The following is a 12,370-nucleotide window of genomic DNA, read 5'->3' as shown; positions in this document are numbered from 1 at the left end:
ATTATTATTCCGTCAGCCCAACTTGCATAAAATCTAATGTTGGCTATAGTTTTTTACAAATTCTGTTCAAGATTGTGTATCGTATTTTCCATTTTCTCGATTAAGTCAGTGTAAGTAAGAATTTTTATGCTTACATGGTCGCATAAGGATTTATAATTTTCACCCCATAAGTCATCGTCAACCCTTTGTCCAATAATTATAATGCATTCTGAAATTTCCTTTTTTTGAATTATGCCAAGTTGTTTAACTGTTTCAGTATTCATTTGGGCGTATAATTTCTTATAATTTAGAATCTGCGGTATTGCTCGTGAAAGTTCTCTAGAAAGTTTATATGAAGTTGCAACTCCTTCATTTTTATTTGCAGTTTCATCTACTTCAAAAACGTCTGCGGTAGGGGATTTTAATTCTATTAAAATGTGTCTTTCTCTGTTTTGAGTTGCCAAGATATCGAACCTTTTTCTATTGAGTTCACCTTCTCTCTTTGGGTCAATATATTCTATGCCAAACATTAAACATCTTTGCTTACGAAATTGCCCTTTATTTTCATCAATCCAGTTTTGGAAAAAAGTTTCATTTTTATCAAGATTCGCTTTTACAAATTCTTTTATTTGTTTGAGTGAGTTTAATTGTATTTGTGGTATTGACTCTAATATGGACTCTTGAATTTTGTTATCTGATATAAATTTGGTAAAAATTGAAATAAAGCTTTCTGATGAGATTAATGAATTTCTTGGTTCATTTGTACTTTCAAGTTGAAAAATAGCATCCAAGACTTTTTTTTGGGATTCAGGAGAAAACGTTCGGATTTTATTTAGTAAGTCTTTTTCAGATAAATTTGCTTCAATAAAATCTTGTTTTTCTTTCTCTGTGAAGTTTAGATTTGATAACGAAATATGTTGACCAAAAAAAGCCTTCGCTCGTTCCTTATTTTTTTACTGTCACCAATGTTGCTGCAAAAGTTAATAAAGCTATCAATATTTACCACAATATTTTGGTCGACATATTGAAATCTTGTAACCAACGGATTTGTTGTCAGATAAATAATTATTGCTGTATTGTCATTAAGAAAATTTTTAAGTGCATCAAAATATCTAAATTTTGTCTATTAACTGCGTAATGATAATGCGACGAAACCCAAAAGTCTACAAAGATTCTGTCGTGATATTGGTGCTTGCGAAACGCAGATTTTTCAAAATGATATGTCTTAGTTTTTTTTGATTCACTCATTTTGTTATGATTGGTGATGTCGTTACAATTTCAGGCAACTTATAAATATACGAAACACATCCTTATACTGCCCTAACGCATATTTTTTTACCCCCCTGTGCAGCAGTTATTTAAAAAAATATACGAACCCCACTCCGGCTTCGCAAATACAAGTATGTTTATTGAAAAAAATATTCCCAGTGAAGAGCATAAGGTTCGGGCACCCCAATAGTACCAATTCCCTATCAAAAATGCAAATCTAAAAACCGTAAAATAAAAATGCCCAGGTGGGGTATTCATTATTGTACTATTCGCCTTCTGAAAACGAATCTGGGATTTGCAATTAGCTGCTGTCATAATGTTGAGCCCCACTTGAAGCAATAACAATGTTGGCTGCTGTATTATTCAACTATAAATTTCCATTTAGTCATGTCTCTAAGTTTTGCTTTTGTCCTGTTAGTTGAAGAAATCAAATACCAAATGTTAATGCCGGGAACAAAAAAACAACCAACACAACCTTCTTCATTAACTAAATGTGTTGGATAAATTATTGTCGCAATGTCGGTATACGCAAATTTTTTGTACTCATAGCTTACTATTTTTCTCAACGTAACATATTGTTGCTTATCTCGCTTAAAGAATTTTCCTACGTGAAAATCAAAATCTAAATTTTTATATAATCCGTCATAATATAAAACAATGGTATCATAAATAATTATAAGGTCGCCGGATAATTAAGCTGTCAATAGTTGTTTGATATATATATAAATTTAATTCTCCTTACTGTATTTAATGCTATCGCTTTTACTTGTCAAACCTATCCATGCATTAGGTTTGAGGAGAATTTTATTTTTGTCTTTTTGTATAAAAACTTTCTGTCCACACAAACTAAAAGTTGTGAAAATGATACTAGAAAGAGCGCAAAGAAATAGTTTAATAAACAAAGCCTAAATATACTTTAGATGTTACTTAAGTGGGTTTATAAATATAGGAGCCAACGGTTACGTATTGGCGATGGTGGGGCATTTGAAAAACGTCAGCCCAACATTTGCACAAATGCCCAATAGAATTACAAATGTTGAGTTTATAACTGTCAGCCCCACTATTGCCAATACGATGTTGTGCACAGTTTTTTGTTTATTTAGTTCAATTGAAAATCTGTCCTTAAGCTTCGCCACAATGAGTCAACCCAATATGCAACTTTACTCCAGTGTTTGAATGATAGGCTGTTCAAGACTGCTCCAGTGAATATTAAACCTATTCCAAAAAAGGAAACCAGCTTGTAAGTGATAATATATCCAATGCTAACCAATAATGTTCCAATCAAACTAATCCAAAAAGGGAATAGACCATTTCGCACTATTGCCTTTCTGTAAAGGAATGCTAGGTTAAGAACCATCACACCGAAAATTACAGGCAGCAACCATGGGCTATACGGAATACTATGAAGTCCCGAAATTCCAAACACACTTAGGTAAGCAGCCCAACAAAAGGGACATTTTGGAAAGAAAACAACCAGAATAGGAAAGACCACTTGTTGAGTCGTATATAAAATTTTGGAGCTCCATCTTCGTTTTGACGATGATTCGACTATTTTTACTAAATCTGAAACTACATTATCTACTTCCCACTGTAATCTTGTGTAGGTTGTTTCAATACCACCATGTTGATTCAGAATGAATAGTTCAAGTCTGTGCTGATTGACTGTAGAAGCTACATGATTGACTCCAAGTTTAAAAAAGTCTGAGATTATGCCAAATTCTTCGGGACGGGTTCTCAAAACATGAGTATTTGAACCAAACTTTATTCCTCTGTTCTCTCCAAATACTCGCATTTTAGCAGGTGTGTCATAGTTTGGATCATAAGTGAATGCAAGTAGATTTACATTATACTCCAATCCCCTTTGCAATAATTCACTTTGTAACCAACCCATTTTGTTAATGGTTAAGGTACACTTATTGGGGTTCATACATCTTGTATAGAAGAATGCCACAACCGTTGACTTTTGGTCAATTACATCCTCAAGTTTTTGAGTTGCTCCATCTTCGTTTTGGACGCTTAGGTTCCCAATGGTTCTAACGTTACGCATGCCTTTCCATAACCATGAGAACCGTGATGTGCTTTTCCCTTCAACTTCGCAACAACTGAGGTCAAGTTCTCTTTGGTCTTCCTCAATTGCTTGGATAGTTTTCAGTATCTCATCACGCATCTCAGGAGTAAAGTCTTCTGTATTATTTAGAAAAGACCTGAGTTCAGGCACTGATCCTGTAGCATATCCTTTTAGCCATTGAAGCGTTTTGAAAATTTCAAGGCGTCCATTAGAAGGGTTTTTCAGTGGCCAATCTGGCTTAAACACTGATAGATCAAAACTATCATCATGGTATTTAAGATTATAAATAGCTTGGATTAGGAAGCTCGCGTATTGTGCCTTGGGTTGTTTGGCACCACGCAAACCTCTGGCCGCTGCTCCAACCATGTAGGCATTTCTTCCGTTTTGTAGCTCATCCAAAACAAAATTCATGGCTGAATCAGGCAGCCCTACCTCTAAAAAAGAAGCGAGTGCATAGCCTTTGATTCGGTTCATCTGATAGCCGGGACGTTCTATATAAACGTTATGCCGCTCAGAAAGAAGGTCTAATAAAAGGTTTCTGGACAACTCGCCTTTACGAATTTTGTCCAATACCTTTCCGATTTCTTCTTCGGTGGTATCTTTTGTAAGACTGGATTTATTCATTGCTGTTGCTTTCTATTCTTGTAAGAAGTTTCTTAGCCATTTGTTCAAGAATGGTGGGCTCATCTGTTCCTATAGTAGTAAAAGCTTCTAAAGATGTCTTAAAGTTTGCTTTGTTTTGAGTGCTGGGAGACTCTACTTCTCGCAATGAAGATTTTAATTCTTCGTTATCTTTTAATGCGTTTATGTCGCCAGTAAATGTCAACATGTTTAATAAACCAGCTTTAAAATCTACTTCATCAGGATTTGGGCTCGTACTTCTAAATAACTTTATGCCTTCGCCTGGTTCTGGTTTAGCAATGATTTGAGCAGCTAATTCATTCATCAATTCATGATTTAGGTTATGCAGAGATGATGCACTTGCCTCCCTTATTTTAAAACTTTCATTAGGATCTGTTACAACCGCTTTTAGTAATTCAGCTGATTCAGGATCATTCCCAAGGGCTTCAATGGCTGCTTTTCTAGTTTTTTCATTATGATTTCCAGTGACTAATTTTCTGAATAATCCAGCATGTTGGTTTTTGGGATTGTATCTAAGTAAAAAAATCGCTTCAATTAGGGTGATAATGGTGTTGTTATCACGCTTTGCTTTTTTGATTTCTATATTTTCTGCCTGTTTATTTTTAATAGCTTTTGCTACTTCTTTCGACAAAATTTCTTCTACAACTTCATCTCCTTGAGAAGCCAAAATCTCAAATGCTTGATGACGAAGCTTTAAATTGTCTCTATAGAGCATACCTCTAAGAATATCAAAGAAGAAGGGTCTTCGGGAAGCAAAATTCGGATTGGATCTTTTAGCAGAAAAGATCTTCCGAATCAATTCTAAAATTACCTTCTCATTGTATTGGTTGTCCATATTTTGAATTACCAAAAGAGCTGTGTCAAGAAATTTTGCTCTTGAGTCAGATACAAGTTCAATAGCTTTTAATTGGATATCAAGTTCTGCATTTGGGTTTTCTATTATCTTCAATGCAGCATCTTGATCTTTATCGCTGAAAAGAAATGCATTCTTAGCGGCTTCGAATCTTACATCAACAGAAAGTTCTTCATTTAAAAAAGTATCATTGAAATGTTCTCTGGTTATCGTTATTGGCTTTATAATATTTTTTTTATCCTTATCAAAATATGGAATATCATAATAATCAAATCCTAATCCAGATTTTTGATTAACCCTTCCCTGATAATCAATTGTATCTTTAACTGTAGGAGGTCTTTGTGGTAAATCTGAAATTGAAGACTCTGGAAACTTCAAGAAAAGTTCTGGGACTACCGCACTGCCATAACCATTTTCAGTATATCTTCTCCATGGTCGACTAAGCCTATCGACAGCATCCTTAGAACTCCCATCTGGTTTTTTCTCATCTTTTTCCTTATACAAACCCCATGGCCATAATTCATCATTAGCAAAATTTCCAAGATCATAGCTACCTACATTATAAAAACTGGAACGCCTATCGAGTTTTTTATGGTTGGCATCGGCCCATTCATCTCCCCTGCTTCCATCGAACGAATATGGAATTGGATAGGTTTTTATATTCGTATGATCATATCTATCGTATGTTAGTTGCCATAATGCCCAAAGTCTATCTACATTGCTGTGCATCAAGAAAAAAAGTGGGTCTACAGGGTCTTTGCCTATATCCACCACCCTGCCATTGAATGCGTTATGAGCTTGGTTATGCGAGCTGCGTTCTTCAAATTTACACCACTCAATAAATTCATCTGAGTGGTTGATAATTTCGGATTCATTCCTTATTGCTTTGTATGATTTATCAATGGCTGGATCCGTCTCGTGATATGATCTTGTTAAAGGTCCCCACAAAGTGTGATCTTTATACCAATTCAATGGGTTTTTTTGGCTGAAATCCGGCATTGAAGTGTCAAAATATCTATCTGGATCATCCAATTCTAACTTTTTAGTTTTACCGATAAATTGCTCGTTAAATACATTTTCAGCTTTTTCATCAAACTTCCAGTAAGGAATGGTAACTTCGGGAGCTAATTTTTGCATTTCTCTTTCTAAGTGCATTAAGTATGCTCTATGCCATGGATGAAAAGATTCTCTGTTATGAATTTCAAAAGAAGTATCATATGTATGCATCAGTACTATTTCATGCAAAAGTGTAGATGGTTTAACAGTGTATACACCTTTATATTCTTCAGAGGTAGGAGTAATATTGAGACGAACAAAGACATCTAAAAACAGATCAATTTCTGTCTGATTTAATTTGTTTGCATTCTTCCTCACCCTAACCATCATGTCCTTTTTCAATTCAGGCACAACATTGGAATCTTGTTTAACAAGAATATAAGTATCCTTCTCCGCAACACTTGCATGGTCAAATTTACCTGCTACATAGAAAGTGAGTTCACTTGCAGTTTGAAAATCATGTTTTATTTCAGCAATAGGTGTAGCACTTGTTGTGCTATCAAGATACAGGTCTATTCGCCCACTTTTGTTTTTATCCTCTGGTGTAATTGTTACCGGCATAGGTGTATCTCCGTTGTAACCGTCAATCGTCAGTGTACACTTTACAGGAGTCCAGCCAACAAATTCAGCGTTTTTGTCTTCGCTTCCGTTTATTTTGAGAATAAATTTCATTCTTATTTGATTTTCAGGTTTGATTAATTCATTTTTACCATAATGAACGAAGCCACAACTCCCGCTTTTGCCTGACCGTGTGGTTCTGTTCTTATCACACTTCCCACGATTGCAGGGACTTGATTTATGCCTTCAACCCAATTAGGTATATAGTAACCAGTATAATCGTATATCCATTCTTCAGCTCCTGTTCCTCTTACTCCTCTTCCCTGAAATCTCAGTTGGAAAGGATTGCCGAAATGTACAGTTCCTTTAACTGTCATTTTACCCCATTGATTAAAATCAAAGTCTCCAGCGAGATGACCAAAGTCTGAGGGTAAAAAGGTCAATTCTCCTTGACCGAATAATTGGGGATCTTCATCTGGGTTAGCATTGTTAACGAAGCTTCTATAAAGCCACTTTCCTGTTATGTCTTTTGGATTTTCCATTTTTTTAATTTTTTATGTAAAGATTTTGTTTCTCTTCAATTGTGCACAATACGGCGATTTGCGAAGTAAATGCCGTACTTTTTATTTCGCAAATACGTTGTTGGGCGTAGTGCTTTACGAAAGTTTTTAAACAATTAAAGAGTGCATTTCGCCCAACTTATAAATATGCGAAACCACTCCCCCTTCTGTCCTTGCCCATATTTTGTTAAACCCCTGTGCAACATCTAATTAAAAAAATATACGAACCCCAACTCCGGCTTCGTAAATACAAGTATGTTTATTGAAAAGATAATTTTTAGTGAAGAGCATAAGGTTACGGTGCTCCAATACTACTAATTCCCTTTCAAAAATGCAAATCTAATAGCCGTAAAATATAAATGCCCCTGATGGGGATGTATTCATGATTTAAGGGCAGATCAATACGTATGGTACGTAATGGTCGGGAGACTACGGGCGACGACTTACGGGGTAAAGATGATTTTATATTTCGAATGGTGCCAATTTAGGCGGAAACCAATAAATATAGTATTGCTAAAATGGATTTAGCATAACGTCTATCTTTCAATTGTGATAAACTTTAATTCTTCGAGTTTATTGAATATATCTTTTATCGGCTGACGCTTTATGTTTCCGAATCCTTTATCAAATTTTCCCTGTATGGATGGATAAACTAAATATTCTGACTTTGCATTAAACGAAAAAATAAAAACACTATCTTTTCCTATCCTGATAAGTTTTGCATCTTCCAGAAATTGGCTGTTGTTTTTAATAACCTCGCTAATTTTTGAACGAATAATAATCAAAGCGCCTTCATTCGGAACAAGTTGTTCTAATCTAACGTTTGTGTATCTTATTCCAATACTACTTTCGTCGGTTATAACTTTAGCGTGGAATTTAGGATATATCTCCATACTGTCATTTGGTAATAATTGCAAGTCTAGTTCTATGTGATTTACAGTATTGCTAGAATTATTAACTATTTTATAAGTGGGAACTATATGTTGGTAATCGAAAACTGAATGTTTTTCAACCACTTCAAAGTTTGCCTTGTTATAATAATCTAAATAAAAAGGAGTCGAAAAGATTAATTGTAAAAGTGATATAACTAATGCAATTATGGATAGAATTAAAGGCAGATATGCTTTTTTTTCTTCCTTTTTTTCTTAATCTCAGGTATTAAAATTTCAGATTTTTTTCCCGATTTTGGATTAAACTTCAATTTTTCAGCATCTACCATATGTATTTAATTATATGAATATGACAAAGTAACCGTCTTTTACTAAATTTTATTTCGCAGATGTTAGCGGCAGTTCACCCATTTTCTGAAAACCAATTTGTGAAATTATTTCTTTGTAAATCGAAAAGAAGAGTATGAAACAATCTAGAGTTATTTATGTATAAAATATGACGAATTATTGTAAATGGATTCATATTCTCTCCAAAACTTAATTCTCTAAACTTTCGGTAATCTTCAATACAGTCCAAATGTGTTTCAAAAGCTTTGATGAAATCTGCCAGTGTAATTTCCTTTAATGACAATATCTCTTCAATAAATCCTTCAATTTTGTAATCTTCAAATGTGTAATCTGAAAATTTACTCATAAAGAGATTTTTGATTTTTTGCATTGCTAAACCGCAGCCTAAAGATTTAAGAAACTGCCGCTAACTCATATTTTCACGAAACTTTCCCAATACATCACTTCCGTATATTTTTTAAACCCTGTATATCAAGCCTTAAAAAATATATAAACCTATAAAAAAGCTTCGCAAATACAAACTGAGTGTTGTTGAAAATAATTACATGTAAGTGAAGGACATAAGGTTACGGTATAACAATACTAACCATTTCATTTGATAAATACAAATACTAAAATTTGGCTTAAAATAATATCATAGACATTTTATAGGATCCGGTAAATATATAGGGCGCGCTCAACTATTTATTGCTAAAAAAGATCAGCATTTCTGCTGATCTTTTTTAGTGGCACATGTGCTCAGTGTTGTCGTTTGTCAATATCTTGTTACCTGGTTATCTTACGTCCATCTTTCTTTTACGCTATCTATGCTTTCAGCAAAGTCATTATGATTACTTTGTCCAATGTAACAGGCAAAATAGGGCTTACTACGATGTATCGTTTTAAAATTAGTTTCATTGGTTTTCCAATCTGCTAATTTTTCTATTGAAATAATCTCACCATTATGCAGCATTAATGTTGAATTGAATACTTCTGTTATGCTTTCTAACTCTTTATCAATTGGTACCTCATAAAATGGCCCTTCACCAACACGAAAATTTGCATAGCTGCCGTCTTTAAATTTCGCAAGAAAAAAATGGGCTGGTTCGCCGTTGATCTTTTTTAAAATTTCTTCCGGCATGGCAAATTTACATTTCTCCACTTTGGTGATCTCATCATTAAATCTGACAATATTTTCAGCAACAAGATGATGTTCAATGATATTTTTTTGTACAAACTCTGTATCATGAGGTCTGTCATTTGTTACACCCCTGCTCAATCTTTTTTTATGCAATTCGCCATATATAAGATCGATCATTTTTCTTTTATGCCTGAATACAACACACGGAAGGATCGTGCCGTCATTTAATGAAACAGCAGCACAATATTCCTGGCCATAAAAATCTGTAAAATTTGGGGTGATATGCTTTTGTAAGAAATAAATTAAATCTCTCTCATCAATGGGCGAACCAAAACGTTTATAGTTTTCTTCATCTCTTTCAATTATTACCATAACTATCAATAATATAAGTGCAGAGCTATATGCGCATTTGGAATCAGTATCGCGACCGGCGATCACCATTTGCCGTTGTTGGTGTTTTTCGCCATTTTCGCCGTTGTTGGTGTTTTCACCAACAACGGCGAACATTCGTAATTCGTAATTACTCCCCCATCATCTCCTTCACCACCCTCACTACATCCTCCACATTCGGCTTGGCAAAATAATCCCCATCGCTGCCATAACCGGGGCGGTGCGCCTGTGCGGTGAGTGTTCTTGGGGCTACATCCAGGTATTTATACCCTTTCTGCTCTTCCATCACTTTATTGAACATATAAGCCGCGGCGCCACCTGGCACATCTTCATCGATGAACACGATGCGGCTGGTCTTTTTCAAAGACTCCACGATGCTGTGATGAATGTCGAATGGCAGCAATGTCTGCACATCCACCACTTCGCAGCTGATGCCTAATTTCTCCAGCTGTGTGGCTGCTTCCTGCACGATGCGCAAAGTAGAGCCGTAAGAAACCAGGGTGATGTCGTCGCCTGTTTTGATCACTTCCGGAATGCCCAAGGGCACTGTATATTCCAGCAGGTTGGCGGGTAATTTTTCTTTCAGCCGGTATCCGTTGAGGCACTCTATAATGATCGCCGGATCGTTGGCCTGTAATAAGGTGTTGTACATGCCTGCTGCCTGCGTCATATTCCGCGGCACACACACATACATTCCACGGAGCGAATTGATGATCATTCCCATTGGTGATCCGCTATGCCAGATACCTTCGAGCCGGTGGCCGCGGGTACGTACTATCAGCGGAACACTCTGCTGACCCGCCGTGCGGAAATGTGTAGTAGCTACATCATCGCTCAATGGCTGCAAACCGTATAATAAATAATCGAGGTATTGTATCTCCGCGATCGGCCTGAGGCCACGCAATGCCAGGCCGAGCCCTTGCCCCATGATGGTGAGCTCACGGATACCGGTATCGAAGATGCGCTGGTTGCCGTGCTTCTCCTGCAGGCCGCTGAAGCCCTGGTTCACATCGCCGATATGCCCGAGATCTTCTCCAAATGCCACCACTTTATTGTTGTGCGTAAACAGCTGATCGAAATATTTATTCAACACTTCATACCCATTCACCGTAGGTGCATCCTGGTCGAAACGGATTGGTTTCACTTCCACAGCCAGGGCGTTTTTCGACCCTTCGTTGTAAAGCAGGCTGTCGTATAATTTTTTGCTTTCGGCCAGATAATCGTTGTAAAATGCCTGGACCGTTTCCACACCTGCCGGATTGTTTAGCTGAAGCAGGTCGATGGTTTTAGCGAGTGTTTTCAGGATGTCGCGGCGCATCGGCTCACGCGTTGCGGTAAGCGCCGCCGTCATTTGTTTAATGCCGGCAAGGCCGCCATCATTATCAGCAATGAGTTTCACCGTTTCTGCCACTTTTTCTTTCAGCGGCGCCTGGTAACGATCCCACGCTTTCTGTTTGCTTTCCCTCACATGCACTACGGCCGCATCTTCAATCGCTTTCAATTCATATTCTTCGGCGAGTGCATTTTCGAGTATCCACTCTTTCATCTGCTTCAGGCAATCCCATTCTTTTTCCCAGATGAGCCTGTCGGTATCTTTATAACGTTCATGGCTACCCGAAGTGGAATGCCCCTGTGGCTGTGTGATCTCTTCCACATGAAAAAGCGCCGGCGTGTGGGTGTCGCGGATCTTCTGGATGGCATGTTCCAGCACTTCGCACATGCCCGCGTAATCCCATCCTTTGAGTTTATATATTTCAATACCATTGGTATCGTCTTCTTTCTGCATGCCCGACAAAGCCTGTGATACCGATGCTTTGGTGGTCTGGTATTTTTTAGGAACAGATATCCCGTACCCATCATCCCACACAAAAACCGCCAATGGTACCTGCAGCACCCCCGCGGCGTTGATGGTTTCCCAGAAATGTCCTTCGCTGGTAGAAGCGTCGCCGATGGTGCAGAAACAAACTTCGTTGCCGTTGTCGCTCAGGTTTTGTAACTCCTGCAGCTGGGGCACATTGCGGAATACTTTGGAGGCGAACGCCAATCCCAAGGCCCGTGGCATCTGCCCGGCGGTGGGGGCTATATCGCTGGATATATTCTTCAGATCGGCCAGGTTGAGCCAGTTGCCATTTTCGTCCACCATCCTGGTGGCAAAATGGGCGTTCATCTGGCGCCCGGCGCTGAACGGATCGTTATTGATATCCGGATCGGCATATAATTGTGCAAAAAATTGTTCTACCGTGGCTAATTCGCTGGCGAACATAAAGGTCTGATCACGGTAGTACCCGGACCTGAAATCGCCGTGGCGGAAGAACTTGGCCATGGCTATCTGGGCGACTTCCTTACCATCGCCGAAAATCCCGAATTTGGCCTTGCCGGTCAGTACTTCTTTCCTTCCTAAAAGACTGGTTTCCCGGCTAATACAAGCAAATTTGTAGTCCTTCAAAACCTCGTTCCTGAAATGATCGAAACTTAGTTTTTCCTGGGTGGCAGCATCGTGTTGATTGGTTGTATCCATATCTTGTATATTACTGCAAATTTATTAATTTTATGGCGGATTGTTAAAAAACAGCAAACAGAATAACAATTTAATCAAAAACCAACCGTTTTGTTATCTTTGGTATCGCTTAATCAAGT

At 37.5% G+C, this 12,370-nt stretch carries 8 protein-coding genes; all 8 read right to left on the bottom strand.

Annotated features, from left to right (window positions below; all coding sequences use genetic code 11):
• Positions 1 to 53: 53 nt before the first annotated feature.
• The 8 genes from EGI32_RS17330 to EGI32_RS17295 all read right to left on the bottom strand — a co-directional run bounded on the left by EGI32_RS17330 (position 54) and on the right by EGI32_RS17295 (position 12,251).
• Positions 54 to 770: a Shedu anti-phage system protein SduA domain-containing protein gene (locus EGI32_RS17330; RefSeq protein WP_255156619.1), complete on the bottom strand. Its 717-nt coding sequence runs from the start codon at positions 768 to 770 to the stop codon at positions 54 to 56.
• Between the two features lie 1,577 nt (positions 771 to 2,347).
• The gene (locus tag EGI32_RS17325; RefSeq protein WP_255156618.1) at positions 2,348 to 3,940 is read right to left on the bottom strand and encodes an SCO family protein; all 1,593 of its coding nucleotides are present in this window, start codon (positions 3,938 to 3,940) and stop codon (positions 2,348 to 2,350) included.
• Positions 3,933 to 6,539: a tyrosinase family protein gene (locus EGI32_RS17320; protein ID WP_255156617.1), complete on the bottom strand. Its 2,607-nt coding sequence runs from the start codon at positions 6,537 to 6,539 to the stop codon at positions 3,933 to 3,935. The genes EGI32_RS17325 and EGI32_RS17320 overlap by 8 nt, the downstream gene beginning before the upstream one ends.
• 23 nt (positions 6,540 to 6,562) lie before the next feature.
• Positions 6,563 to 6,967: a hypothetical protein gene (locus EGI32_RS17315; protein WP_255156616.1), complete on the bottom strand. Its 405-nt coding sequence runs from the start codon at positions 6,965 to 6,967 to the stop codon at positions 6,563 to 6,565.
• Between the two features lie 554 nt (positions 6,968 to 7,521).
• Positions 7,522 to 8,001, bottom strand: coding sequence for a hypothetical protein (locus EGI32_RS17310; RefSeq protein ID WP_255156615.1), 480 nt, complete (start codon positions 7,999 to 8,001; stop codon positions 7,522 to 7,524).
• A 277-nt stretch (positions 8,002 to 8,278) separates the two neighbouring features.
• Positions 8,279 to 8,569 (bottom strand): hypothetical protein, encoded by a 291-nt coding sequence (locus EGI32_RS17305; protein ID WP_255156614.1) that lies wholly within the window; start codon positions 8,567 to 8,569, stop codon positions 8,279 to 8,281.
• 432 nt (positions 8,570 to 9,001) lie between these two features.
• Positions 9,002 to 9,850 (bottom strand): hypothetical protein, encoded by an 849-nt coding sequence (locus EGI32_RS17300; RefSeq protein WP_255156613.1) that lies wholly within the window; start codon positions 9,848 to 9,850, stop codon positions 9,002 to 9,004.
• A 13-nt stretch (positions 9,851 to 9,863) separates the two neighbouring features.
• A complete protein-coding gene (locus tag EGI32_RS17295) occupies positions 9,864 to 12,251 on the bottom strand; it encodes a thiamine pyrophosphate-dependent enzyme (protein ID WP_255156612.1) in 2,388 nt (795 codons plus the stop codon).
• Positions 12,252 to 12,370 lie beyond the last annotated feature (119 nt).

The sequence above is a fragment of the Ferruginibacter sp. HRS2-29 genome (assembly GCF_024343615.1).
GTDB lineage: Bacteria > Bacteroidota > Bacteroidia > Chitinophagales > Chitinophagaceae > Ferruginibacter.
Note: the sequence above shows the minus strand (reverse complement) of the source record. Positions and strands in the feature narration are given on the sequence as shown.

What these genes read in the sequence shown, in the direction of transcription:
- EGI32_RS17320 (WP_255156617.1), bottom strand. Translation starts at nt 6,539, where the DNA reads ATGAAATTTATTCTCAAAATAAACGGAAGCGAAGACAAAAACGCTGAA.
- EGI32_RS17305 (WP_255156614.1), bottom strand. Translation starts at nt 8,569, where the DNA reads ATGAGTAAATTTTCAGATTACACATTTGAAGATTACAAAATTGAAGGA.
- EGI32_RS17315 (WP_255156616.1), bottom strand. Translation starts at nt 6,967, where the DNA reads ATGGAAAATCCAAAAGACATAACAGGAAAGTGGCTTTATAGAAGCTTC.
- EGI32_RS17325 (WP_255156618.1), bottom strand. Translation starts at nt 3,940, where the DNA reads ATGAATAAATCCAGTCTTACAAAAGATACCACCGAAGAAGAAATCGGA.
- EGI32_RS17295 (WP_255156612.1), bottom strand. Translation starts at nt 12,251, where the DNA reads ATGGATACAACCAATCAACACGATGCTGCCACCCAGGAAAAACTAAGT.
- EGI32_RS17300 (WP_255156613.1), bottom strand. Translation starts at nt 9,850, where the DNA reads ATGTTCGCCGTTGTTGGTGAAAACACCAACAACGGCGAAAATGGCGAA.